Origin of the sequence: Serratia sp. CY84636 (assembly GCF_052166245.1) — a bacterium.
GTDB classification, from domain to species: domain Bacteria; phylum Pseudomonadota; class Gammaproteobacteria; order Enterobacterales; family Enterobacteriaceae; genus Serratia; species Serratia nevei.
Genome location: NZ_JBJNOX010000007.1, coordinates 18,903 through 42,506, shown reverse-complemented (window position 1 = coordinate 42,506; position 23,604 = coordinate 18,903). Strand labels below are relative to the sequence as shown.

Sequence of the window (23,604 nt, the reverse complement as noted above, 5' to 3'; positions counted from 1 at the left end):
GGCATTTTCCGAGTAAATAGTTAGTAAACGGATTGTTAACCAGCACAACGCACTACGCCTCAAGGTAAAGAGCGCAGATTTGATTCGAATTTTATCCTGTTTACACCGCTTGTTTCTGCCGGATGAAGTTGATTTGCAGAAGAAAATTCCTGTTTAATGGTATGAAAAATAAAGTCTTATTAGAAAATAATGCCGATAAAGCGCCTAAATCATTATTACTTATAACAAAAGCGGTCAATAACGATCGGGCGCAGGCAAACACAACAGGTACGTTCACAACGACAGATGGGGATTTGCGGATGAAATTAACAACAGGTAAGGCACTGCTGGCGGGTTGTATTGCGATGGCCATGAGCCAGGCGGCCATGGCGAAAGACATCAAGGTGGCGATCGTCGGGGCGATGTCCGGCCCGGTCGCGCAGTATGGCGACATGGAGTTTACCGGCGCGCGCCAGGCGATTGCCGATATCAACGCCAAGGGCGGTATCAAGGGCGACAAGCTGGTTGGCGTGGAATACGACGACGCCTGCGACCCGAAACAGGCGGTTGCGGTCGCCAACAAGGTGATCAACGACGGCATTCGCTACGTGATCGGCCACCTGTGCTCCTCGTCTACCCAGCCGGCGTCCGATATCTATGAAGACGAAGGCGTGATCATGATTACCCCGGCGGCCACCAACGCCGATCTGACCACCCGCGGCTACAAGATGATCCTGCGCACCACCGGCCTGGACTCGGATCAGGGCCCGACCGCCGCCAAATACATCCTCAGCGACATCAAGCCGAAGCGCATCGCCGTGGTGCACGACAAGCAGCAATACGGTGAAGGCCTGGCGCGCTCGGTGCGCGACAGCCTGAAAAAACAGGGCACCGAAGTGGCGATGTTCGAAGGCATCACCGCCGGCGACAAAGACTTCTCCACCCTGGTGGCGCGCCTGAAGAAAGAAAATATCGACTTCGTGTACTTCGGCGGTTACTACCCGGAAATGGGCCAGATCCTGCGTCAGGCCAAGCAGGCCGGGTTGACCACCCGCTTCATGGGGCCGGAAGGCGTGGGCAACTCCTCGCTGTCCAACATCGCCGGAGCCGCTTCGGAAGGCATGCTGGTGACGCTGCCGAAACGCTACGACCAGGTGCCTGCCAACCAGCCGATCGTCGATGCATTGAAAGCCAAGAAGCTGGATCCGACCGGCCCGTTCGTCTGGACCACCTATGCCGCGCTGCAGTCGCTGACCACCGGCATGGAGCGCAGCGGCAGCCAGGAGCCGGCGGATATCGTCAAGGATCTGAAAACCGGCAAGCCGGTGGAGACCGTGATGGGGCCGCTGACCTGGGATGACAAGGGCGATCTGAAAGGCTTCGAGTTCGGCGTGTTCGAATGGCATGCCAACGGCACGTCCACACCGATCAAATAAGCCATAATGATTAGGGTGGGGCGCAGCCCGCTGCGCCCGGCGGGTCGGCTTGCCGGCCCCGTCTCCCTTTACCCGCCGGTTCTCCGCCGGCGGGTTTCGCAGCCAAGGGTTCAGAGTATGTCAGAGCAGCTCCTCTATTTTCTGCAGCAGATGTTCAACGGCTTAACGTTGGGCAGCACCTATGCATTGATCGCCATCGGTTACACCATGGTTTACGGCATCATCGGCATGATCAACTTCGCCCACGGCGAGGTGTACATGATCGGTAGCTATGTCTCCTTTATCGTCATCGCCGCCCTGATGATGCTCGGTATCGACGTCGGCTGGTTGCTGATCGGCGCCGCGTTCCTGGTCTCGATCGTCATCGCCAGCGCCTACGGCTGGAGCATCGAGCGGGTGGCCTACAAGCCGGTGCGCAACTCCAAGCGCCTGATTGCGCTGATCTCGGCCATCGGCATGTCGATATTCCTGCAAAACTACGTCAGCCTGACGCAGGGCTCACGCGATCTGGCGCTGCCCAGCCTGGTGACCGGCCAGTGGATGCTGGGGGAAAGCAACGGCTTCGCCGCCACCATCAGCACCATGCAGCTGATCATCTGGCTCGTGACCTTCCTGGCGATGCTGGCGCTGACGCTGTTTATCCGTTATTCGCGTATGGGCCGCGCCTGTCGCGCCTGTGCGGAAGACCTGAAGATGGCCAGCCTGCTGGGCATCAACACCGACCGGGTGATCTCGCTGACCTTCGTCATCGGGGCGGTGATGGCGGCGGTGGCCGGGGTATTGCTCGGCCAGTTCTACGGCGTCATCAACCCTTACATCGGCTTTATGGCCGGTATGAAAGCCTTCACCGCCGCGGTTCTGGGCGGTATCGGCAGCATTCCCGGCGCGATGATCGGCGGCCTGGTGCTGGGCGTGGCGGAAGCGCTGACCTCCGCCTACCTCAGCACTGAATATAAAGACGTGGTGTCGTTCGCGTTGCTGATCGTGGTGCTGCTGATCATGCCGACCGGCATCCTCGGGCGTCCGGAGGTTGAGAAAGTATGAAACTCAATCTGCTCAATGCGCTGATCGCCACGGCGGTGCTGTTCGTGATGGCGTCGTTCCTGATGGGCATGCAGCTCAGCCTGGACGGCACCAAGCTGGTGGTGCACGGCGCGGCGGAAGTGCGCTGGATGTGGATCGGCATCGGCTGTGTCATCGTCTTTTTCTTCCAGCTGTTGCGCCCGCTGCTGCAGCAGGGATTGAAAAAAGTCTCCGGCCCGGCGTTCGTGCTGCCGAGCTTCGACGGCACCACGCCGCGGCAAAAGCTGCTGGCGGCTCTGCTCATCGTCGCGGCGGTCGCCTGGCCGTTCCTGGTCTCGCGCGGCACGGTGGATATCGCCACCCTGACGCTGATCTACGTGATGCTGGGCCTCGGCCTCAACGTGGTGGTGGGCTTGTCCGGTCTGCTGGTGCTCGGCTACGGCGGTTTCTACGCCATCGGCGCTTACACCTACGCGCTGCTGAATCACTATTACGGCCTCGGCTTCTGGGAGAGCCTGCCGCTGGCGGGCATCGTCACCGCCGCCTTCGGCTTCCTGCTCGGTTTCCCGGTGCTGCGGCTGCGCGGCGACTATCTGGCAATCGTGACGCTCGGCTTCGGTGAGATCGTGCGCATCCTGCTGCTGAACAATACCGAGATCACCGGCGGGCCGAACGGCATCAGCCAGATCCCGAAACCGACCTTCTTCGGCCTGGAGTTCAACCGCAGCGTGCGCGACGGCGGCTGGGATACCTTCCATAACTTCTTCGGCCTGAAATACGATCCGAGCGATCGCATCGTGTTCCTGTACCTGGTGGCGCTGCTGCTGGTGGTGCTGACGCTGTTCGTCATCAACCGCCTGCTGCGTATGCCGCTGGGGCGCGCCTGGGAAGCGCTGCGCGAAGACGAGATCGCCTGCCGCTCGCTGGGCCTCAGCCCGACGCGCATCAAGCTGACCGCTTTTACCATCAGCGCCGCTTTCGCCGGGTTTGCCGGCACGCTGTTCGCCGCGCGCCAGGGGTTCGTCAGCCCGGAATCCTTCACCTTCGTCGAATCGGCCTTCGTACTGGCGATCGTCGTACTGGGGGGCATGGGCTCGCAGTTCGCGGTCATTCTGGCGGCGATCCTGCTGGTGGTGTCGCGCGAGCTGATGCGCGATCTGAATGAATACAGCATGTTGCTGCTGGGTGCGCTGATGGTGCTGATGATGATTTGGCGGCCGCAGGGGCTGTTGCCGATGAAACGGCCGCAGCTGAAGCTGCAGGCGGCGGACATTCACGCGGGTAAGGGGGAGCAGGCATGAGCGTTCAACCTTTGCTGCAGGTGGAGGGCCTGTCGATGCGTTTCGGCGGGCTGCTGGCGGTCAACAACGTGGCGTTGACGCTGAACGAAGGTGAAATCGTGTCGCTGATCGGCCCCAACGGCGCCGGTAAGACCACGGTGTTCAACTGCCTGACCGGTTTTTACCGCCCGACCGGCGGCACCATCAAATTGCGCGATCGCCACCTGGAAGGGTTGGCGGGACAGGCCATCGCCCGTATGGGCGTGGTGCGCACCTTCCAGCACGTGCGGCTGTTCCGTGAAATGACGGTGATCGAAAACCTGCTGGTGGCGCAGCATCAGCACCTGAAAAGCGGCGTGTTTGCCGGGTTGCTGAAAACCCCGGCCTTCCGCCGCGCCGAAGCCGAAGCGCTGGCGCGCGCGGCGGAGTGGCTGGAGCGCGTCGGCCTGCTGGAGATGGCTAACCGTTCGGCGGGCAACCTGGCCTATGGGCAGCAGCGGCGGCTGGAGATCGCCCGCTGCATGGTGACCCGGCCGGAGCTGCTGATGCTGGATGAACCGGCCGCCGGCCTCAACCCGAAAGAGACCGACGAGCTGGATCACCTGATCGTCGAGCTGCGCGATCGGCATAAGGTATCGGTGCTGCTGATCGAGCACGACATGAAGCTGGTGATGGGCATTTCCGACCGCATTTACGTGGTGAATCAGGGCACGCCGCTGGCGCAGGGCACACCGGCGGAGATCCGCAACAACCCGGACGTGATCCGGGCTTATTTGGGCGAAGAATAATATGTTGTCATTCAATCAGGTATCCGCCCATTACGGCAAAATTCAGGCGCTGCATCAGGTCAGTCTCACGATAAGCCAGGGGGAAATCGTGACGTTAATCGGCGCCAACGGCGCCGGTAAAACCACGCTGCTCGGCACCCTGTGCGGCGAGCCGCGCGCCAGCGAAGGCAGCATCGTCTTTCAGAACCAGGACATCACCCAGTGGCAAACCTCGCGCATCATGCGCGAAGCGGTGGCGATCGTGCCGGAAGGGCGGCGCGTCTTCTCGCGCATGACGGTGGAAGAAAACCTGGCGATGGGCGGCTTCTTCGCCGATCGCCGGCAGTATCAACAGCGCATCGAACGGGTGTTCACTCTGTTCCCGCGCCTGCTGGAACGCCGAAGCCAGCGTGCCGGCACCATGTCCGGCGGCGAGCAGCAGATGTTGGCCATCGGCCGCGCGCTGATGAGCCAGCCGAAGCTGCTGCTGCTCGACGAGCCCTCGCTCGGGCTGGCGCCGATCATCATCCAGCAGATTTTCGACATCATTCAGCAGCTGCGGGAAGAGGGCATGACCATCTTCCTGGTGGAACAAAACGCCAATCAGGCGCTGAAATTGGCGGACCGCGGTTATGTGCTGGAAAACGGCCGCGTGGTGTTGGAAGATACGGGGGCTGCATTGTTAGCCAACGAAGCAGTGAGGTCGGCGTATCTGGGCGGTTAATCCGCCCCCCTACGAATTAAAATAATCAGGTACGAGAAGAAGAAATGAAGACAGAAGGGTTACTCGCGCAGCGCATCGTTAACGTAAAAAGTTCGGCCATCCGTGAATTGCTTAAACACAGCAAGATGGAACACGTCATTTCGCTGGCGGGCGGCATCCCCTCTGATGCGCTGTTCGATTTCGAAGGATTGAGCATCGCCACCCAGCAGGCGATCACCGAACAGCCGAAAAGCGCGTTCCAGTATGGCCTGACCGAGGGCAGCCCGCTGCTGCGTGAGCGCATTTGCGCGCTGTGCGCCGAGCGCGGCGTCACCGCTGGTGCGGAAGAGGTGATGGTCACCGCCGGCTCGCAGCAGGCATTGGATTTGGTGATGCGCGCCATCGTCAACCCCGGCGACGTGTTCGTGGTGGAGCGCCCGACCTACCTGGCGGCGCTGCAAACGCTGGAGCTGGCGGAAGCCAACATCATGTCGGTCTCGTCCGACAGCGACGGCATGGTGGTGGAAGAGCTGGCCGAGCTGCTGAAAACCCAGCGCATCAAGGGCGTGTACGTGGTGCCGAACTTCGGCAACCCCAGCGGCATCACCCTGAGCGCCGCGCGCCGCGAACTGCTGGTGAAGCTGGCCGCCGAACATAACTTCCTGATCATCGAAGACGATCCGTACGGCGAGCTGCGTTTTACCGAAGAGCGCCACCCGACGCTGCATCAGGTGTCGCAGCGGGTGCTGGGCAACACCGACCACATCATCTATACCTCGACCTTCTCCAAGATCCTGGCGCCGGGCCTGCGGTTGGGCTGGGCGATCCTGCCGCCGTTCCTGCTGCATAAAGTGGCGATCATCAAGCAGGCGGCGGATCTGCACGCCAGCGCGCTGTCGCAGAGCATCGTCGAATGCTACCTCGGCCTGGGCCGCCTGCCGGCGCAGATCGACAAGATCCGCGCCGCCTACAAACAGAAGGGCGAGATCCTGGCCGGTTTGGTGGAGCAGGAGCTGGGCGACTACATCACCTTCGATAAGCCGAAGGGCGGCATGTTCCTGTGGGCGCGTTTCCGCCAGCCGTTCAACGCCACCGAATGGCTGAACGCTACCCTGCAGCAGGGCGTGGTGTTCGTGCCGGGGGAATACTTCTTCTCCGACAACCCGGATCGTTCGACCTTCCGCCTGTCGTTCGCCACCGCCACCGAACAGCAGATGCAGGAAGCGGTGGCGCGTCTGCGCCGTTCGCTGTAATCCTCGCGGCGGCGGAGCCCATGCCCGCCGCCGACATCAAACCGCCATCTTCACTTCACCTTGCCGTCATGTGGCTGTCATATAACGGTTATTTTTCTGTCATCCGCGCATGGCATGTTATCCCCCGTCATCTTTCGAGCCGCAGCGTTGTTGGCTGCCCGACTGCCCCCCTGTCACTTAGTTAGCTAAGCTCCAGGGTGCCAGCAGGTTGCCGCCTAGCTGCAACTCGAAAGCTATAGGGGGCACTCCCTCATCAAGAATTGATTCTTTTCGCTCACGCGCTTTTACACCAGCTTTTTTCAGGAGTTAGGCATGCTCACCTACGCTATTCGCAAAACCACGCTGTGCGTCGCGTTGACCCTGGCGGTCAGCACTCAGGCGCTGGCGGCGACCGAGATCCCGTTCTGGCATTCGATGGAAGGCGAACTGGGTAAGGAAGTGGATTCCCTGGCGGATCGCTTCAACCAGTCGCACAGCGACGTCAAGATTGTGCCGGTTTATAAAGGCAACTACGAACAGAGCCTGGCGGCGGGCATCGCCGCTTACCGCTCCGGCAAGGCGCCGGCGATCCTGCAGGTTTACGAGGTGGGCACCGCCACCATGATGGCCAGCAAGGCCATCAAACCGGTCTACGAAGTGTTTAAAGAGGCCGGCATCAACTTCGACGAGTCGGTGTTCGTGCCGACGGTAGCCGGCTATTACACCGACAACAAGAGCGGCCATCTGCTGTCTCAGCCGTTCAACAGCTCCACGCCGGTGCTGTACTACAACAAAGACGCCTTCAAGAAGGCCGGCCTGAACCCGGACCAGCCGCCGAAAACCTGGCAGGAGCTGGCGGCGGATACCGCCAAGCTGCGTGAGGCCGGCATGAAGTGCGGCTACGCCAGCGGCTGGCAGGGCTGGATCCAGCTGGAGAACTTCAGCGCCTGGCACGGCGTGCCGTTCGCCAGCGAAAACAACGGGTTCGGCGGCACCAACGCCAAGCTGGAGTTCAACAAGCCGCTGCAGGTCAAGCACATCGAGCTGCTGGAGGCGATGAACAAGAAGGGCGATTTCACCTACTTCGGCCGCAAAGACGAATCCACCGAGAAGTTTTATAACGGCGACTGCGCCATCACCACCGCTTCTTCCGGTTCGCTGGCGGACATCAAGCACTACGCCAAATTCAACTACGGCGTCGGCATGATGCCGTACGACGCTGACGCGAAAAACGCGCCGCAGAACGCCATCATCGGCGGGGCCAGCCTGTGGGTGATGAACGGCAAAGACGCCGCCACCTACAAGGGCGTGGCCGAGTTCCTGCAGTACCTGGCGCAGCCGGAAATCGCCGCCGAATGGCACCAGAAGACCGGCTATCTGCCGATCACCACCGCGGCTTACGATCTGACCAAGCAGCAGGGCTTCTACGACAAGAACCCGGGTGCTGACGTCGCCACTCGCCAGATGCTGAACAAGCCGCCGTTGCCGTTCACCAAGGGCCTGCGCCTGGGCAACATGCCGCAGATCCGCAGCGTGGTGGATGAGGAACTGGAAGGCGTGTGGACCGGCAAGAAAACGCCTCAGCAGGCGTTGGACGCCGCCGTGCAGCGCGGTGACGTGCTGCTGCGCCGTTTCGAAGCATCAACCAAGTAACCCTGCGTCGCGGGCCCGTCCGATCGGGCTCGCGTCTTCACGCCGATCCTTCCGTACCCGATTAATGGTTTAACTGCTATGTCATCTTCCCGTCCCGGTTTCGGCTGCAGCTGGTTGCCCTATGCGTTGGTGCTGCCGCAGCTGCTGATTACCGCCGTGTTCTTTTTATGGCCCGCCGGCGAGGCGCTGTGGTATTCGGTGCAGAGCCTCGATCCGTTCGGCCTGTCCAGCCAGTTTGTCGGGCTGGATAACTTTAAGCAGCTGTTTCAGGATCCTTACTATCTTGACTCGTTCTACACCACGCTGATCTTCAGCTTCCTGGTGGCGGGCATCGGGCTGGCGGTGTCGCTGTTCTTCGCCGCGCTGGTGGACTACGTGCTGCGCGGCAGCCGCCTCTATCGCACGCTGATGATCCTGCCCTATGCGGTGGCACCGGCGGTGGCGGCGGTGCTGTGGATCTTTCTGTTCAACCCCGGCCTGGGGTTGATCACCCATTTCCTCAACGGGCTGGGTTATAACTGGAACCATGCGCAAAACAGCGGCCAGGCGATGTTCCTGGTGGTGCTGGCCTCGGTATGGCAGCAGATAAGCTATAACTTCCTGTTTTTCCTCGCGGCGCTGCAGTCGATCCCGCGCTCGCTGGTGGAGGCGGCGGCCATCGACGGCGCCGGCCCGGTGCGGCGTTTCTTCCATCTGGTGCTGCCGCTGATCGCGCCGGTGAGCTTCTTCCTGCTGGTGGTCAATCTGGTGTACGCCTTCTTCGATACCTTCCCGGTGATCGACGCCGCCACCGGCGGCGGGCCGGTGCAGTCCACCACCACGTTGATCTACAAGATCTACCGCGAAGGCTTCGCCGGATTGGATCTCTCCAGCTCTGCCGCGCAGTCGGTGATCCTGATGCTGCTGGTGATCGGCCTGACGGTGATCCAGTTCCGCTTTGTTGAACGTAAGGTGCGCTATCAATGATTGAGAATCGACGCGGGCTGGATATCTTCAGCCATGTGATGCTGATTATCGGCGTGCTGGTGGTGTTGTTCCCGCTGTATGTGGCCTTTGTCGCCGCCACGCTGGACGACAAGCAGGTGTTTCAGGTGCCGATGACGCTGGTGCCCGGCGGCCACCTGTGGGAGAACATCCGCAATATCTGGCAGGGCGGCGTGGGCAACCTCAAGGTGCCGTTCTCGCTGCTGCTGCTCAACAGCGTGATCATGGCGCTGGCGATCACCTTCGGCAAAATTGCGGTGTCGGTGCTGTCGGCTTACGCCATCGTGTACTTCCGCTTTCCGCTGCGCAGCCTGTTCTTCTGGCTGATTTTCCTCACCCTGATGCTGCCGGTGGAGGTGCGTATTTTCCCGACGGTGGAGGTGATCTCCAACCTCAACCTGCTGGACAGCTACACCGGCCTGACGCTGCCGCTGATGGCCTCGGCCACCGCGACCTTCCTGCTGCGTCAGTTCTTCATGACGCTGCCGGATGAGCTGCTGGAGGCGGCGCGGATCGACGGCGCCGGGCCGATGCGTTTCTTCTGGGACATCGTGCTGCCGCTGTCGAAAACCAATCTGGCGGCGCTGTTCGTCATCACCTTTATCTACGGCTGGAACCAATACCTGTGGCCGATCCTGATCACCAGCGACGCCTCGATGGGCACCGCGGTGGCGGGCATCAAGAGCATGATCTCCACTTCCGGCGCGCCGACCCAGTGGAACCAGGTGATGGCGGCGATGATTCTGACTTTATTGCCACCGCTGGCGGTGGTGCTTCTGATGCAGCGCTGGTTTGTGCGCGGTCTGGTTGATAGCGAGAAATAACGACGATGGCAGGATTAAAACTACAGGCGGTCACCAAGTCTTACGACGGTAAAACGCCGGTGATCAAACAGATTGACCTCGATGTGGCGGACGGCGAATTCATCGTGATGGTCGGCCCGTCCGGCTGCGGCAAATCCACGCTGCTGCGTATGGTGGCCGGGCTGGAACGCACCACCAGCGGCGATATCTATATCGATACCCGGCGCGTGACCGATCTGGAGCCCAAGGATCGCGGCATCGCGATGGTGTTCCAGAACTACGCGCTCTATCCGCACATGAGCGTGTACGACAACATGGCCTACGGCCTCAAGATCCGCGGTTTCGGCAAGGATCATATCCGCCAACGGGTGGAGGAGGCGGCGCGCATCCTGGAGCTGGAGCCGCTGCTCAAACGCAAACCGCGCGAGCTTTCCGGCGGCCAGCGCCAGCGCGTGGCGATGGGGCGCGCCATCGTGCGCGAACCGGCGGTATTCCTGTTCGATGAGCCGCTGTCCAACCTGGACGCCAAGCTGCGGGTGCAGATGCGCCTGGAGCTGCAACAGCTGCATCGTCGTCTGAAAACCACCAGCCTGTACGTGACGCACGATCAGGTGGAGGCGATGACGCTGGCGCAGCGGGTCATCGTAATGAACAAGGGCGTGGCGGAACAGATCGGCACCCCGAGCGAAGTGTACCAACGGCCGGCTTCGCTGTTTGTCGCGGGCTTTATCGGATCGCCAGCGATGAACCTCTTGCCCGGCACCCTCAGCGCCGACGGCGGCCAGCTGCTGCTGGCGGACGGCATGGCGCTGCCGTTGCCGGCGGCCAAACCGCAGTGGGCGGGGCGGCAGTTGACGTTGGGCATTCGGCCGGAGCATATTCAACTGGTGGCGCAAGGCCAGGGCGTGCCGCTGCAGCTGCAGACGCTGGAACTGCTGGGGGCCGACAATCTGGCGCACGGCCAGTGGGGCGGCCACGGGGTGATCGCGCGGCTGTCGCACGAAACCTTGCCGGCGGCGGGCTGTACGCTATATTTGCAGCTGCCTGCTCAGGCGCTGCACTTCTTTGACACCCATAGCGGATTACGGATGGATTGATGACTAGACCCTGGCCTTACCCTCATATCGTCGCCCACCGCGGCGGCGGTTCTCTGGCGCCGGAAAACACCCTGGCGGCGATCGACGTCGGCGCGCGCCACGGCCACAAGATGATCGAGTTCGATGCCAAGCTGGCGCAGGACGGGCAAATTTTCCTGCTGCACGACGACACGCTGGATCGCACCAGCAACGGTTGGGGCGTGGCGGGCGAGCTGCCGTGGGACAAACTGGTGCAGCTGGACGCCGGCAACTGGTACAGCTCGGCCTTCAAGGGCGAGCGGTTGCCGCTGTTGTCGGAGGTGGCGGAACGCTGCCAGGAACACGGCCTGATGGCCAATATCGAGATCAAGCCGACCACCGGCAGCGACGATGAAACCGGCCGGGTGGTGGCGCTGGCGGCGCGGCTGCTGTGGCAAGGGCAGACCGATCCGCTGCTTTCCTCCTTCTCGGTAGAAGCGCTGGCGGCGGCGCAGCGCACCGTGCCGGATTTGCCGCGCGGCCTGCTGCTCGAGGCCTGGGACGACAACTGGCGCGAGCTGACCGAACGCCTGGACTGTGTCTCGCTGCATATCGATCACAAAGCGCTGACCGCCGAGCGGGTAAAAGCGTTGAAAGACGCCGGGCTGCGCATTCTGGTGTACACCGTCAACCAACCGGATCGCGCGCGCCTGCTGCTCGACTGGGGCGTTGACTGCATTTGCACCGACCGGATAGATTTGATCGGCCCGGATTTTTAATCCGGCACCGATGAATCCCGCGACGACAAGCCTTGCCGCCGCACCACCGGAAGGAATGCGATGCCTGGCTTTATCCTGTCACTGTGGCACCAGATCGTGCTGTCTTTACCGCTGTTTGTTCTGATCGCGTTGGGTTATGGGCTGATTCGCTGGGGGAAATGGCCTGCCAGTATCACCGATGGCCTGACGCGTTTCGTGTTTTCCCTCGCCTTGCCCGCCATGCTGTTTCGCATGATGTGCGACTTCTCGCAGCGCCCGGCGGTCGACGCCCGGCTGCTGATCGCGTTCTTCGGCAGTTGCCTGATCGTGTTCGTGCTTGGCCGCCTCGTCGCCCGGCATCTCTTCCGGCTGGATGGCGTCGCCGGATCGGTGTTTGCGCTGGGCGGTATTTTCTCCAATAACGTGATGCTCGGCTTGCCGATCGCCGGCGTGATGCTGGGGGAGGCGGCGATCCCGTCGGTGGCGCTGGTGCTGGTATTCAACGGCCTGATCCTGTGGACGCTGGTGACGGTGTCGATCGAATGGGCGCGCAATGGTTCGCCGACGCTGAGCGGTTTTGTTAAAACCGCGCGTAGCGTGCTGACCAATCCGCTGATCGTCGGCATCTTGTCCGGCACCCTGTTCAGCCTGACCGGCCTGCCGCTGCCGGCCTTCGTCGATCGGCCGGTCAGCATGCTCGGCCAGGTGGCGGCGCCGCTGTCGCTGGTGGTGCTGGGCATGGGGCTTGCCGAGTACCGCATCAGCGAAGGCTGGCAGCTGAGCAGCGCCATCTGCGTGCTGAAGTTGCTGGTACAACCGTTAGTGATTTGGCTGCTGGCCTGGATGATGGATCTGCCGCCGATGGAAACCCGCGTTGTGGTGCTGCTGGGGTCGATGGCGGTGGGGGTGAACGTCTACCTGATGTCGCGCCAGTTCAATACGCTCACCGGCCCGGCCGCCACCAGCCTGGTGATGTCCACCGTGCTGGCGGCGATCACCACGCCGCTGATCCTCACCGTTATGGGCGTGCGGGCGTAGCCGGCATCGGTGCCTGCGGCACCGCCGGCGCGGTGCGATTGAACGGATCGCGCGGCTGATTGCCATTAGGCAGCAGTTGCCCGCCGTTCGGCGTGGTTTGCATCAGCTGTTGCCGCTGATTGTCGAACTGCCGCTGTTGCTGCAGGCGGCGTTGGTCCATTTGCCGATTGTTCAACAGGCGCTGTTGCTGGGCCTGCTGGCTGCTTTGGTTGAGAAACTGCTGCTGTGAACGCAGATCGGTTACGCCGTTGGCCGCCGCAGCCAGGCCGGGCAGCCACAGCAGGGCGAACAGGATGTGAGAAGTTTTCATGATGGTTACCTCGCCTTTTTATTAAGCCTAACCCAGCGGTGAAATTTTGCCGGTAGTTTATCTTTTGTTCGGATGTAAACCGCCTTTTCACCAACGCGGTGCGCATCTTCCGTTACAATCGCCCTTTCGGTCTTTTTAGGGTGAACCCATCGTGCTGCTTTTGGTTATAACCACCATTCTGTGGGCATTTTCTTTCAGCCTGATTGGCGAGTACCTGGCGGGCCACGTCGACAGCGGATTCTCGGCGCTGGTGCGCATCGGGCTGGCGGCGCTGGTGTTTCTGCCGTTTCTGCGTTGGCGCAACATCAAACTCAAGGTGATCCTGCTGTATATGCTGGTGGGCGCCTTCCAGTTGGGCATCATGTACCTGTTCAGCTTCCGCGCCTATCTGTACCTGACGGTGCCGGAATTCCTGCTGTTCACCGTGCTGACGCCGCTGTACATCACGCTGATCTACGACTTGCTGAGCGGCCGACGCCTGCGTTGGGGCTATGTCTTCAGCGCGTTGCTGGCGGTGCTGGGCGCGGCGATTATCCGTTATCACCAGCTGAGTGAGCATTTCTGGTGGGGGCTGCTGTTGGTGCAGGCGGCGAATATCAGCTTCGCCATCGGCATGGTCGGCTATAAGCGCCTGATGGAAGTGCACCCCTTGCCGCAGCACACCGCATTTTCCTGGTTCTACCTGGGGGCGGCGGCGGTGGCGGTGGTGGCCTGGTTCCTGTGGGGCAATCCGCAGCAGCTGCCGACCACCAATCTGCAGTGGGGCGTGCTGATCTGGCTGGGCGTGGTGGCGTCGGGGTTGGGCTACTTCATGTGGAACTACGGCGCGACGCAGGTGGATGCCGGCACGCTCGGCATCATGAACAATATGCATGTGCCGGCCGGTTTGTTGGTCAACCTGGCCATCTGGCAACAGCAGCCGCATTGGCCGAGCTTTATCATCGGCGGGGCGGTGATCGTCGCTTCGCTGTGGGTGCATCGCCGCTGGGTGGCGCCGAAACAGCTCGGCTAAGCGGGCGGGCCACCCCGGCCCGGGGGGCCCGAAAGTTTATACGCCGGCCGCCAACGCTTTGGCGCCGGTCGCGCCGGGACGTGCGGCGTCGCGCACAAACGGCAGATGATCGCAGGCGTGCTGGCGGGCCGAGCGGATAAAGGCTTCGGTCACCGCCTGGCGCTGTTCACCGTCGCGCACGGCGGCATACAGGCGGCTCCACAGGCCGTCACCCAGGGTTTTGGTCACCACCAGACCCTGCTGTTCGAAACTCTCCACCACCCAGTGCGGCAGCGCCGCAATCCCCATTCGCGCCGATACCATCTGGATCAGCAGCAGCGTGTTATCGACGTTCTTCAACGCCGGGCTGACGCCCGCCGGCTGCAGAAAATGCCGCCAGATATCCAGCCGTTGGCGCTGCACCGGGTAAATCAACAGCGTTTCGTCACTCAAGTCTTCCGGTTCGATGTGCGGTCTGCCGGCCAGCGGATGATCCGGCGCCAGCACCAGGCGCACCTCGAAATCGAACATCGGCGAATAGTGCAGGCCGCTGCGCGGCAGAATATCCGACGTCATCACCAGATCCAGTTCGCCCTGTTGCAAGGCCGGTTGCGGATCGAAAGTCACGCCGGAAGTGAAGTCCATTACCACCTGCGGGAAACGCCGGCGGAAGTTGTCCAGCGCCGGCGTCAGCCACTGAATGCAGCTGTGGCATTCGATGGCGATGCGCAGCGTGGTCTGATGCGGCTCGTGGCAGGCCTGCAGCGCCTGCTGGATCTGCGGCAGCACCTGCTCCGCCAGCTGCAGCAGGATCTCGCCCTGGGCGGTGAAGCGCAGGGGCTGGCTCTTGCGCACGAACAGTTTGAAGCCCAGACGTTGTTCAAGATCGCTGAACTGGTGCGACAGGGCAGACTGCGTCTGATGAAGTTGGGCCGCCGCCCCCGCCAGCGAACCGCTGTTGCGCAGGGCCTGCAGCGTCCGTAAATGTTTCAGTTCGATCATGAGAGTCCTTCACATTGACAGTGAATAAATTGCGCTTGTGGTTAATACAGTACCTGCTGATTATGGATGTGTAAACATCTGGACGGCTAAATGGGGAATATGACGATGGCAATTTTGAATCACACACTGGGTTTTCCTCGCGTTGGGCTACGACGTGAGCTGAAAAAAGCTCAGGAAAGCTACTGGGCCGGCAACTCAACGCAGGAAGAGCTGTTGGCGGTTGGCCGCGAGCTGCGCGCTCGTCATTGGCAGCAACAGCAGCAGGCCGGGGTGGATTTGGTGCCGGTCGGCGATTTCGCCTGGTACGATCATGTGTTGACCACCAGCCTGCTGCTGGGCAACGTGCCGGCGCGCCATCAGAATGCGGATGGTTCGATCGATCTGGACACGCTGTTTCGCATCGGCCGTGGCCGCGCACCGACCGGCGAGCCGGCGGCCGCGGCGGAAATGACCAAATGGTTCAACACCAACTATCACTACATGGTGCCCGAATTTCAGCAAGGCCAGCAGTTCAAGCTGGGCTGGACTCAGCTGCTGGACGAAGTGGACGAAGCGCTGGCGCTCGGCCATCGCATCAAGCCGGTGCTGCTGGGCCCGGTGACCTATCTGTGGCTGGGTAAGGTGAAGGGCGAGCCGTTCGACCGCCTGTCGCTGCTGAAAGACATCCTGCCGGTTTACCAACAGGTGCTGGCCGAGCTGGCGAAACGCGGCGTCGAGTGGGTGCAAATTGATGAACCTGCGCTGGTGCTGGAGCTGCCGCAAGCCTGGCTGGATGCGTTCAAACCGGCTTACGACGCGCTGCAGGGGCAGGTGAAGCTGCTGCTGACCACGTATTTCGACAGCGTCGGCCACAACCTCGATACCGTCCGCACGCTGTCGGTGCAGGGGCTGCACGTCGATCTGGTCGCCGGCCATGACGATATTGCCGCGCTGAGCGCCGCACTGCCGAACGACTGGCTGCTGTCGCTGGGGGTCATCAACGGCCGCAACGTCTGGCGCGCCGATCTGAGCCGCTGGTTCGAACGTCTTCAGCCGCTGGTGGGCACCCGCCCACTGTGGATCGGCAGCTCCTGTTCACTGCTGCACAGCCCGATCGACCTGAGCGTGGAAAGCCGTCTGGACGAAGAAGTGAAAAGCTGGTTCGCCTTCGCGCTGCAAAAATGCGCCGAGCTGGCGCTGTTGAGCTCGGCGCTGAACGCGCCTGACGCGGCCAAGCAGGCTGAACTGGATGCCTACAGCGCACCGATCCGCGCCCGCCGTCAGTCGAGCCGCGTGCACAACCCGCAGGTTGAGCGTCGCCTGGCCGCGATCACCGCGCAGGACAGCGAACGCCACAGCGCTTACGCCGAACGCGCCAGGGCGCAGCGCGAGCGTTTCAACCTGCCGGCCTGGCCGACCACCACCATCGGTTCGTTCCCGCAGACCACCGAGATCCGCAGCCTGCGTCTGGACTTCAAACAGGGCCGTTTGGACGGCAACAACTACCGCACCAGCATCGGTGAGCACATCAAACAGGCGATCGTCGAGCAGGAGCGCCTCGGGCTGGACGTGCTGGTGCACGGTGAAGCCGAGCGTAACGACATGGTGGAGTATTTCGGCGAGAACCTGGACGGCTTCGTGTTTACCCAAAACGGCTGGGTGCAGAGCTACGGCTCCCGCTGCGTGAAGCCACCGGTCATCATCGGCGACGTCAGCCGCCCGGAAGCCATCACCGTCGAATGGGCCAAATTCGCCCAGTCGCTGACCGACAAGCCGGTGAAAGGCATGCTGACCGGGCCGGTGACCATTCTGTGCTGGTCGTTCCCGCGTGAAGACGTGACCCGTGAAGTGATTGCCAAGCAGATTGCGCTGGCGCTGCGCGACGAGGTGGAAGATCTGGAAAAAGCCGGTATCGGCATCATCCAGATCGACGAACCTGCGCTGCGTGAGGGGCTGCCGCTGCGTCAATCCGACTGGGCCGCGTACCTGAACTGGGCGGTGGACGCCTTCAAATTGAACGCCGCCGTGGCGCGGGACGACACCCAGATCCACACCCACATGTGTTACTGCGAGTTCAACGACATCATGGACTCCATCGCCGCGCTGGACGCCGACGTGATCACCATCGAGACCTCGCGTTCCGATATGGATCTGCTGGAAGCTTTCAAAGAGTTCGAATACCCGAACGAAATCGGGCCGGGCGTCTACGATATCCACTCGCCGAACGTGCCGAGCGTGGAATGGATTGAAGCGCTGCTGCGTAAAGCGGCGCAGAATATCCCGGCGGAACGCCTGTGGGTTAACCCGGATTGCGGCCTGAAAACCCGCGGCTGGCCGGAAACCCGGCAGTCGCTGGCCAACATGGTATTGGCGGCACAGCGCCTGCGCGAGCACGCGTGATGCCGTGCGGCGGATAAACCGCCGCTTATAGATTTACTGGTGTGATGATTGGGCGCTTCGGCGCCCTTTTTTATGCGCGGGAAATTATTTGACGCCGTGCTGGGCGAACCATGCCAGCATGCGCTGCCAGCCGTCTTGCGCCGCTTCGGCGTTGTAGCTGGGGCGATAGTCGGCGTTGAACGCATGCCCGACTTCGGGATACACCACGATTTCGGCCTCGGCGTTGGCGGCGCGGATCGCCTGACGCATGGTTTCCACCGTCTCCAGTGGGATGCCGCTGTCCTGCCCGCCATACAGCCCCAGCACCGGCGCCGACAGGTGGGTGGCGACGTCGACCGGCTGCTTCGGTGAATTCAGCGTTTTCTCGCCGACCAGTTTGCCGTACCAGGCGACCGCCGCCTTCAACTGCGGGTTATGCGCCGCGTACAGCCAGGTGATGCGGCCACCCCAGCAAAAACCGGTGATCGCCAGCTTGCCGGCGTCGCCGCCGTGGCGGATAGCCCAGTGCGCGGCGTGATCCAGATCCGACAGCACCTGACGATCCGGCACCTTGGTGACCAACTGCTGGAACAGCTCGCCGATATCGGTGTAGTCGTTGGCGTCGCCCTGGCGGAAATAGAGCTCGGGCGCGATCGCCAGATAGCCCTGCTTGGCCAGGCGGCGGCACAGATCCTGAATATGTTCATGGACGCCGAAGATTTCCTGCACCACCAGCACGATGGGGAAAGGGCCGCTCTGGTCGGCGGGTTTGGCGACGTAGGCCGGCAGCGCGTCGCCCTGAGAAGGAATGGTCGTTTGCCCGGCGTGAATGCCCTGTTCGTCGGTGATAATCGCGGAGGCGGCCAACGGCGCGGCGGCCGGGGCGAATCCCCCCTGAGCCTGTTCTAATGTCATCACATGTTCGGTTTTCATTGCGGTCTCCGTGCAATAGAAAAAAGCGCTGAGATTAACTATAGGAAAGATTATCCATTATTGGCGCTGCGTGGCGCACTTTCGGACAAGTTGATAAAAAACGGCTAATTATCTGGCTTTGCGGCATTTTTAAGCGCTTTTTATCATGTTATTACGCGTTTTGCCTCGCGTAAGTGCCATAAGGTGCGTTAGAGGGCTTTTTTGTCCCTAAGCAACCGATAAGATGGGGTTATTTGGGATTGATCAGCTAAATAGTTTCAGCCGGCAACCGACGGGCAGAGGGCGGCAAGATTTGTCGGCTAGACTGAGGTATAGCGGTGCGCTCTGGGGGCGTTATAGTGCTTTTTTGTGATAAAAATCACAAAAAATATGTAGCATGTAATTTGTTTCTCTTTTCATAGTGACTATCGTCACGAAATTAAGCGGCGATTTTCAGTAGAGTGCTTTTTTGTTCCTCCCAATAAACATGATCCATGAGGAGTCTCGTATGTCTCAGTCTGACGTTTTTCATCTCGGCCTCACCAAGAACGATTTACAAGGGGCCCAGCTTGCCATCGTGCCGGGCGATCCGCAGCGCGTAGAGAAGATTGCCAAGCTGATGGAAAATCCGGTGCATCTGGCCTCCCATCGTGAATTCACTACCTGGCGCGCGGAGCTGGACGGCAAGGCGGTGATCGTCTGCTCTACCGGTATCGGTGGCCCGTCTACCTCTATCGCGGTGGAAGAGCTGGCGCAGCTGGGCATTCGCACTTTCCTGCGCATCGGCACCACCGGCGCCATTCAGGCGAACATCAACGTCGGTGACGTGCTGGTCACCACGGCGGCGGTACGCCTCGACGGCGCCAGCCTGCACTTTGCGCCGATGGAGTTCCCGGCAGTCGCTGACTTCGCCTGCACCACCGCGCTGGTGGAAGCGGCCAAGGCCAGCGGCGCTACCACGCACATTGGCGTGACCGCCTCCTCCGATACCTTCTATCCGGGCCAGGAGCGTTACGACACTTACTCCGGCCGCGTGGTCAGCCGCTTCAAAGGCTCGATGGAAGAGTGGCAGGCGATGGGCGTGATGAACTATGAAATGGAATCCGCCACGCTGTTGACCATGTGCGCCAGCCAGGGCCTGCGTGCCGGCATGGTGGCCGGGGTGATCGTCAACCGCACCCAGCAAGAGATCCCGAACGCCGAGACCATGAAAAACACCGAAAGCAAAGCGGTGCAGATCGTGGTGGACGCCGCCCGCCGCCTGCTGTAATCGCCTTTCCCCCAGCGGGCCGCCGACGCGGCCCGTTTTTCCATTCGCGGCGAATCTGTTACGGTGATACTCCTCAGCGCTGCACCGATGGCTGCCGCGCGTTGTCATAACAAAAACAACGAGGACGTTTATGACCGCCCAGATCCTGCTTCATCCTTCGCTCGCGCCGCTCGACGGCGGCATCAATTTCCGCGACTTCGGCGGCAACGGCGTGGCCGACGGGCGCCGCATCAAGCGCGGCCTGCTGTTCCGCTCCGGTTCCCTCGAGCGGCTGACGGAAAACGACTGCACCTTTCTCGCCGGCGTGCCGGTGCGCTCGGTGCTGGACTACCGCGATGCCGACGAGGTGCAGGCCAAGCCGGATATTCTGTGGAATGGCGCCGATTATCACCACGTGCCGGCCAACCCGCTGAGCAGCGAAGTCAACGCCAACCTGGAGAAGCTCACCAACGAAACGTTGGCCGCCTTCGACGCCCGCGCGTTCATGCTGGAGCTGTATCGCCGCCTGCCGTTCGGCAATGCGGCCTATCAGCGGCTGGCGCAGCTGTTGAGCAATCCTGGCGGCGGCGCCATCGTACAGCACTGCGCGGTCGGCAAGGATCGCACCGGGGTCGGTTCGGCACTGGTGCTGTTCGCGCTGGGGGCCGACGAAGCGACGGTGCTGGAAGACTATCTGCTGACCGAAACCACGCTGGCCACTTTCCGCGAGCAGATGCTGGATCAGCTGTCTATCAAGCTGAATGCGGCGGCGCTGGAGCAATTCGCCTACGTGCTCAGCGCGCGCGAGGAGTTCCTGATGACGGCGTTGGGCTGCATCCGTCAGCAATACGGTTCCACCGACCGCTGGCTGGAAGCGGAATACGGCCTGGGCGCCGCCCAGCGCGAAGCGCTGCAGGCGTTCTACCTCGAGTAAATCGCTGCGCGTTTAGCCGGGGTTTAACTCGCCCCGGCCTATCCTAGGCGGCGAATTATCGCGTATCAGGAGCCCCGCATTGAGCCTCAATGACGTTATCAACTGGGTCAGCGACGTCGTGCGTCAGCACGAAGGCTGGGCCATTCCCATCATCTTTTTCCTGGCGTTCGGCGAGTCGCTGGCGTTTTTGTCGCTGCTGCTGCCGGCCACGGTGATCCTGCTGGCGCTGGGCGCGCTGATCGGCGAAAGCGGCATCGCCTTTTGGCCGATTTGGGCCGCTGCCGCCGTCGGGGCGTTTTTCGGCGACTGGCTCTCTTACTGGATCGGCTATCACTATCAGGACCGGGTGGCGCATATGTGGCCGCTGTCGCGCAATCCGCAGCTGCTGGCGCGCGGCCACGCGTTCTTTGAACGCTGGGGCGTGCTGGGCATCTTCATCGGCCGCTTTTTCGGCCCGCTGCGCGCCGTGGTGCCGCTGGTGGGCGGCATTTGCGGCATGCCGCAGCGTTATTTCCAGTTAGCCAACGTCACGTCGGCGATGATCTGGGCGTTCGGCATTCTGGCGCCGGGGGCATTCGGCATCAAGTGGCTCAGCCAGTGGCTGGGCTGATTTCTCGCTAAATTGCGCAGCGCCGCGCAATATTGTGCGCGGCGGGCAAAATCAGGCTGGACATCCATACAGGCTCCCCTTAACGTGACGGGCAATGGGCGTGCGAAACGCCGGAACGGCAAGGTGCAACAGGAGGCAGGGTGGATACCAGTCTGATTTATGGGATTGGCGGCGTAACGATCGGCATGCTGTTGGGGTGGTTGATCGCCAGTCTGCGGGTGCAACAGACGAATGCGCAGCATGAAACCGAGCTGCGGTTGCTGGAGCAAGCGTTGCAGCAGGCGCAGCAGGAAACGGCGGCGCGGCAGGAGGCTCTGCAGCGCCACGAGCAGCAGCTGAGGCAGAGCGAGCTGGAGCTGCGTAACCTGCACAGCCAGCTGGCGGCCGGGCATGAAAAGCTTCAACAGCTCAACCATTGGCGCAACGAATGCGAATTGCTCAACCAGGAGCTGCGCGCCCAGCGCGAGGTTAACAGCGCGCAGGAGGCCGAGCTGCGCGAAGTCACCATCCGTCTGGAAGAGACGCGCATGGCGGCGGAGGAGAAGCAGCGCGTGCTTATCAACAGCGAACAACGCCTCACCACCCAGTTTGAAAACCTCGCCAACCGCATTTTTGAACACAGCGGCCGCAAGGTGGACGAGCAAAATAAGCAAAGCTTGGATCGGTTGCTGCTGCCGCTGCGTGAACAGCTGGACGGTTTCCGCCGTCAGGTGCAGGACAGCTTTGGTCAGGAGGCGCGGGAACGTCACACGCTGACGCACGAAATACGTAATCTGCAGCAGTTGAACGCACAGATGGCGCGCGAGGCCATTAACCTCACCAAGGCGCTTAAAGGCGACAACAAAACGCAGGGCAACTGGGGCGAAGTGGTGCTGAGCCGGGTGCTGGAGGCCTCCGGCCTGCGCGAAGGGCACGAGTATGAAACGCAGGTCAACGTGCGGGTGGATCACCAGAGCCGCATGCAGCCCGATGTGATCGTGCGCCTGCCGCAGGGCAAGGACGTGGTGATCGACGCCAAGATGTCGCTGATCGCCTACGAGCGCTATTTCAACGGTGAAGACGAGGTGGAGCGCGAAGCGGCGCTGAGCGAACATATCGCCTCACTGCGCGGCCACATTCGCATGCTGGGCCGCAAGGACTATCAGCAGCTGCCGGGGCTGCGCTCGCTGGATTATGTGCTGATGTTCATTCCGGTCGAGCCTGCCTTCCTGCTGGCTATCGATCGCGAGCCGGAGCTGATCAGCGAAGCGCTCAAGCACAACATCATGCTGGTCAGCCCGACCACGTTGCTGGTGGCGCTGCGCACTATCACCAACCTGTGGCGCTATGAGCATCAAAGCCAGAACGCCCAGCGCATCGCCGATCGCGCGGCGAAACTGTATGACAAGATGCGGCTGTTCGTGGACGATATGTCCGCGCTGGGGCAGAGCCTGGACAAAGCGCAGGGCAGTTATCGTCAGGCGATGAACAAACTGAGCGAAGGCCGTGGTAACCTTATCGGCCAAATTGAAGGTTTCCGCGCGTTGGGGGTTGAGGTCAAACGGCCGATCAACCCGCTGCTGGCGCAGCAAGCCGGCGCGCAACACGATGAAGCGGAAGAGGCGAACGACGATGATGTCGCCGCGCTGCCGCAGACGAAAGACGATGACGATACCGCCGGGGAACCGGGCTTCGTTTCGCACGGCTGAGGCCGTGGCGAGGTGGGGTATTCCCCTGGCTTCTGGTACACTCATCCACACAAAATTGACTGAATAGCAGGCAGGACAATGGCAGATCAACCGCAGGAAACCACCGATTTCGGTTTTCGCACCGTCGCTAGAGACGAAAAACAGGCCATGGTGGCGGACGTTTTTCATTCGGTAGCGGCAAAGTATGACGTGATGAACGACCTGATGTCGTTCGGCATCCACCGTATCTGGAAGCGTTTCACCATTGACTGCAGCGGCGTGCGCCGTGGGCAGCGCGTGCTGGATCTGGCCGGCGGTACCGGCGATCTGGCGGCCAAGTTCTCCCGCATGGTCGGCGAGCAGGGGCAGGTGGTGCTGGCGGACATCAACGATTCGATGCTGAAGATGGGACGCGAGAAGCTGCGCGATCGCGGCATCGTCGGCAACATCAATTACGTGCAGGCCAACGCCGAAGCGCTGCCGTTCCCGGACAATTACTTCGATTGCATCACCATCTCCTTTGGCCTGCGCAACGTCACCGACAAAGACAAAGCGCTGCGCTCGATGTTCCGCGTACTGAAGCCGGGCGGCCGCCTGCTGGTGCTGGAATTCTCCAAGCCGCTGCTGGCGCCGCTGAGCAAAGCTTACGATGCCTACTCGTTCCACGTATTGCCGAAGATCGGCGAGCTGGTGGTGAAGGATCCGGACAGCTACCGCTACCTGGCGGAATCGATCCGCATGCACCCCGATCAGGAAACTCTGAAGGGCATGATGGGCAACGCCGGTTTTGAAAACGTCACCTATTTCAACCTGACCGGTGGGATTGTCGCCCTGCATCGCGGCTTCAAGTTCTGAGAGGG

At 61.6% G+C, this 23,604-nt stretch carries 22 protein-coding genes; 19 read left to right on the top strand and 3 right to left on the bottom strand.

Annotated features, from left to right (window positions below):
- Window positions 1-299 precede the first annotated feature (299 nt).
- The 12 genes from ACJ8QI_RS19130 (at window position 300) to ACJ8QI_RS19075 (ending at window position 12,711) form a co-directional block, all read left to right on the top strand.
- On the top strand, window positions 300-1,415 hold the full coding sequence (locus ACJ8QI_RS19130; RefSeq protein WP_025304902.1) for a branched-chain amino acid ABC transporter substrate-binding protein: 1,116 nt from the start codon (window positions 300-302) through the stop codon (window positions 1,413-1,415).
- 117 nt (window positions 1,416-1,532) lie between these two features.
- Window positions 1,533-2,459 carry a high-affinity branched-chain amino acid ABC transporter permease LivH gene (gene livH / locus ACJ8QI_RS19125; protein ID WP_149571834.1) on the top strand — a complete coding sequence of 309 codons (927 nt, stop codon included), beginning with the start codon at window positions 1,533-1,535 and terminating at the stop codon, window positions 2,457-2,459.
- Window positions 2,456-3,739 carry a high-affinity branched-chain amino acid ABC transporter permease LivM gene (locus ACJ8QI_RS19120; protein ID WP_060441197.1) on the top strand — a complete coding sequence of 428 codons (1,284 nt, stop codon included), beginning with the start codon at window positions 2,456-2,458 and terminating at the stop codon, window positions 3,737-3,739. Before livH ends, ACJ8QI_RS19120 begins: the two co-directional genes overlap by 4 nt.
- A complete protein-coding gene (livG, locus tag ACJ8QI_RS19115) occupies window positions 3,736-4,506 on the top strand; it encodes a high-affinity branched-chain amino acid ABC transporter ATP-binding protein LivG (RefSeq protein WP_025304904.1) in 771 nt (256 codons plus the stop codon). Before ACJ8QI_RS19120 ends, livG begins: the two co-directional genes overlap by 4 nt.
- 1 nt (window position 4,507) lies before the next feature.
- Window positions 4,508-5,209 (top strand): high-affinity branched-chain amino acid ABC transporter ATP-binding protein LivF, encoded by a 702-nt coding sequence (gene livF / locus ACJ8QI_RS19110; protein ID WP_038874157.1) that lies wholly within the window; start codon window positions 4,508-4,510, stop codon window positions 5,207-5,209.
- A 44-nt stretch (window positions 5,210-5,253) separates the two neighbouring features.
- Window positions 5,254-6,441: an aminotransferase-like domain-containing protein gene (locus ACJ8QI_RS19105; RefSeq protein ID WP_049202437.1), complete on the top strand. Its 1,188-nt coding sequence runs from the start codon at window positions 5,254-5,256 to the stop codon at window positions 6,439-6,441.
- A gap of 312 nt (window positions 6,442-6,753) precedes the next feature.
- Window positions 6,754-8,073 carry a sn-glycerol-3-phosphate ABC transporter substrate-binding protein UgpB gene (gene ugpB, locus ACJ8QI_RS19100; protein ID WP_049195230.1) on the top strand — a complete coding sequence of 440 codons (1,320 nt, stop codon included), beginning with the start codon at window positions 6,754-6,756 and terminating at the stop codon, window positions 8,071-8,073.
- 78 nt (window positions 8,074-8,151) lie between these two features.
- The gene (gene ugpA, locus ACJ8QI_RS19095; RefSeq protein ID WP_015376293.1) at window positions 8,152-9,039 is read left to right on the top strand and encodes a sn-glycerol-3-phosphate ABC transporter permease UgpA; all 888 of its coding nucleotides are present in this window, start codon (window positions 8,152-8,154) and stop codon (window positions 9,037-9,039) included.
- Window positions 9,036-9,881 carry a sn-glycerol-3-phosphate ABC transporter permease UgpE gene (ugpE, locus tag ACJ8QI_RS19090; protein ID WP_019455301.1) on the top strand — a complete coding sequence of 282 codons (846 nt, stop codon included), beginning with the start codon at window positions 9,036-9,038 and terminating at the stop codon, window positions 9,879-9,881. Before ugpA ends, ugpE begins: the two co-directional genes overlap by 4 nt.
- 5 nt (window positions 9,882-9,886) lie before the next feature.
- The gene (locus ACJ8QI_RS19085; RefSeq protein WP_060424153.1) at window positions 9,887-10,957 is read left to right on the top strand and encodes a sn-glycerol-3-phosphate import ATP-binding protein UgpC; all 1,071 of its coding nucleotides are present in this window, start codon (window positions 9,887-9,889) and stop codon (window positions 10,955-10,957) included.
- Complete coding sequence (gene ugpQ, locus ACJ8QI_RS19080) at window positions 10,957-11,694, top strand: glycerophosphodiester phosphodiesterase (RefSeq protein WP_141957700.1); 738 nt, start codon at window positions 10,957-10,959, stop codon at window positions 11,692-11,694. The genes ACJ8QI_RS19085 and ugpQ overlap by 1 nt, the downstream gene beginning before the upstream one ends.
- A gap of 60 nt (window positions 11,695-11,754) precedes the next feature.
- The gene (locus ACJ8QI_RS19075; RefSeq protein WP_049202434.1) at window positions 11,755-12,711 is read left to right on the top strand and encodes an AEC family transporter; all 957 of its coding nucleotides are present in this window, start codon (window positions 11,755-11,757) and stop codon (window positions 12,709-12,711) included.
- Here the strand turns inward: ACJ8QI_RS19075 and ACJ8QI_RS19070 are convergent.
- Window positions 12,692-13,021 carry a hypothetical protein gene (locus ACJ8QI_RS19070; protein ID WP_038874168.1) on the bottom strand — a complete coding sequence of 110 codons (330 nt, stop codon included), beginning with the start codon at window positions 13,019-13,021 and terminating at the stop codon, window positions 12,692-12,694. The genes ACJ8QI_RS19075 and ACJ8QI_RS19070 overlap by 20 nt on opposite strands.
- 151 nt (window positions 13,022-13,172) lie before the next feature.
- On the opposite strand from ACJ8QI_RS19070, the gene ACJ8QI_RS19065 reads away from it, so the two are divergent.
- Window positions 13,173-14,033 (top strand): carboxylate/amino acid/amine transporter, encoded by an 861-nt coding sequence (locus ACJ8QI_RS19065; RefSeq protein ID WP_048232416.1) that lies wholly within the window; start codon window positions 13,173-13,175, stop codon window positions 14,031-14,033.
- A 36-nt stretch (window positions 14,034-14,069) separates the two neighbouring features.
- Here ACJ8QI_RS19065 and metR read toward each other — a convergent pair whose 3' ends face one another.
- On the bottom strand, window positions 14,070-15,014 hold the full coding sequence (gene metR / locus ACJ8QI_RS19060) for an HTH-type transcriptional regulator MetR (RefSeq protein ID WP_038874173.1): 945 nt from the start codon (window positions 15,012-15,014) through the stop codon (window positions 14,070-14,072).
- Between the two features lie 90 nt (window positions 15,015-15,104).
- On the opposite strand from metR, the gene metE reads away from it, so the two are divergent.
- On the top strand, window positions 15,105-17,393 hold the full coding sequence (metE, locus tag ACJ8QI_RS19055; protein ID WP_442532944.1) for a 5-methyltetrahydropteroyltriglutamate--homocysteine S-methyltransferase: 2,289 nt from the start codon (window positions 15,105-15,107) through the stop codon (window positions 17,391-17,393).
- An 84-nt stretch (window positions 17,394-17,477) separates the two neighbouring features.
- Here the strand turns inward: metE and ACJ8QI_RS19050 are convergent, their stop codons facing one another.
- The gene (locus tag ACJ8QI_RS19050) at window positions 17,478-18,305 is read right to left on the bottom strand and encodes a dienelactone hydrolase family protein (RefSeq protein WP_038874174.1); all 828 of its coding nucleotides are present in this window, start codon (window positions 18,303-18,305) and stop codon (window positions 17,478-17,480) included.
- Between the two features lie 487 nt (window positions 18,306-18,792).
- Between ACJ8QI_RS19050 and udp the strand changes: the two genes are divergently transcribed.
- The 5 genes from udp (at window position 18,793) to ubiE (ending at window position 23,599) form a co-directional block, all read left to right on the top strand.
- Window positions 18,793-19,554 (top strand): uridine phosphorylase, encoded by a 762-nt coding sequence (udp, locus tag ACJ8QI_RS19045; RefSeq protein WP_004934432.1) that lies wholly within the window; start codon window positions 18,793-18,795, stop codon window positions 19,552-19,554.
- Window positions 19,555-19,684: 130 nt separating this feature from the next.
- The gene (locus tag ACJ8QI_RS19040; protein ID WP_049209368.1) at window positions 19,685-20,467 is read left to right on the top strand and encodes a tyrosine-protein phosphatase; all 783 of its coding nucleotides are present in this window, start codon (window positions 19,685-19,687) and stop codon (window positions 20,465-20,467) included.
- 79 nt (window positions 20,468-20,546) lie between these two features.
- The gene (locus tag ACJ8QI_RS19035; protein ID WP_019455291.1) at window positions 20,547-21,077 is read left to right on the top strand and encodes a DedA family protein; all 531 of its coding nucleotides are present in this window, start codon (window positions 20,547-20,549) and stop codon (window positions 21,075-21,077) included.
- Between the two features lie 140 nt (window positions 21,078-21,217).
- A complete protein-coding gene (gene rmuC / locus ACJ8QI_RS19030) occupies window positions 21,218-22,765 on the top strand; it encodes a DNA recombination protein RmuC (RefSeq protein ID WP_442532943.1) in 1,548 nt (515 codons plus the stop codon).
- Between the two features lie 78 nt (window positions 22,766-22,843).
- Window positions 22,844-23,599, top strand: a complete 756-nt coding sequence (gene ubiE, locus ACJ8QI_RS19025; RefSeq protein WP_025304918.1) for a bifunctional demethylmenaquinone methyltransferase/2-methoxy-6-polyprenyl-1,4-benzoquinol methylase UbiE — start codon at window positions 22,844-22,846, stop codon at window positions 23,597-23,599.
- Window positions 23,600-23,604: the final 5 nt, after the last annotated feature.

Excerpts from the sequence above, each read along its gene's own strand:
- ugpA (WP_015376293.1), top strand. The coding sequence starts at position 8,152 with ATGTCATCTTCCCGTCCCGGTTTCGGCTGCAGCTGGTTGCCCTATGCG.
- ACJ8QI_RS19040 (WP_049209368.1), top strand. The coding sequence starts at position 19,685 with ATGACCGCCCAGATCCTGCTTCATCCTTCGCTCGCGCCGCTCGACGGC.
- metE (WP_442532944.1), top strand. The coding sequence starts at position 15,105 with ATGGGGAATATGACGATGGCAATTTTGAATCACACACTGGGTTTTCCT.
- ACJ8QI_RS19050 (WP_038874174.1), bottom strand. The coding sequence starts at position 18,305 with ATGAAAACCGAACATGTGATGACATTAGAACAGGCTCAGGGGGGATTC.
- ACJ8QI_RS19105 (WP_049202437.1), top strand. The coding sequence starts at position 5,254 with ATGAAGACAGAAGGGTTACTCGCGCAGCGCATCGTTAACGTAAAAAGT.
- ugpQ (WP_141957700.1), top strand. The coding sequence starts at position 10,957 with ATGACTAGACCCTGGCCTTACCCTCATATCGTCGCCCACCGCGGCGGC.
- ACJ8QI_RS19130 (WP_025304902.1), top strand. The coding sequence starts at position 300 with ATGAAATTAACAACAGGTAAGGCACTGCTGGCGGGTTGTATTGCGATG.
- ugpE (WP_019455301.1), top strand. The coding sequence starts at position 9,036 with ATGATTGAGAATCGACGCGGGCTGGATATCTTCAGCCATGTGATGCTG.
- ACJ8QI_RS19120 (WP_060441197.1), top strand. The coding sequence starts at position 2,456 with ATGAAACTCAATCTGCTCAATGCGCTGATCGCCACGGCGGTGCTGTTC.
- ugpB (WP_049195230.1), top strand. The coding sequence starts at position 6,754 with ATGCTCACCTACGCTATTCGCAAAACCACGCTGTGCGTCGCGTTGACC.
- livF (WP_038874157.1), top strand. The coding sequence starts at position 4,508 with ATGTTGTCATTCAATCAGGTATCCGCCCATTACGGCAAAATTCAGGCG.
- ubiE (WP_025304918.1), top strand. The coding sequence starts at position 22,844 with ATGGCAGATCAACCGCAGGAAACCACCGATTTCGGTTTTCGCACCGTC.
- livG (WP_025304904.1), top strand. The coding sequence starts at position 3,736 with ATGAGCGTTCAACCTTTGCTGCAGGTGGAGGGCCTGTCGATGCGTTTC.
- ACJ8QI_RS19085 (WP_060424153.1), top strand. The coding sequence starts at position 9,887 with ATGGCAGGATTAAAACTACAGGCGGTCACCAAGTCTTACGACGGTAAA.
- ACJ8QI_RS19075 (WP_049202434.1), top strand. The coding sequence starts at position 11,755 with ATGCCTGGCTTTATCCTGTCACTGTGGCACCAGATCGTGCTGTCTTTA.
- ACJ8QI_RS19070 (WP_038874168.1), bottom strand. The coding sequence starts at position 13,021 with ATGAAAACTTCTCACATCCTGTTCGCCCTGCTGTGGCTGCCCGGCCTG.
- livH (WP_149571834.1), top strand. The coding sequence starts at position 1,533 with ATGTCAGAGCAGCTCCTCTATTTTCTGCAGCAGATGTTCAACGGCTTA.
- metR (WP_038874173.1), bottom strand. The coding sequence starts at position 15,014 with ATGATCGAACTGAAACATTTACGGACGCTGCAGGCCCTGCGCAACAGC.
- udp (WP_004934432.1), top strand. The coding sequence starts at position 18,793 with ATGTCTCAGTCTGACGTTTTTCATCTCGGCCTCACCAAGAACGATTTA.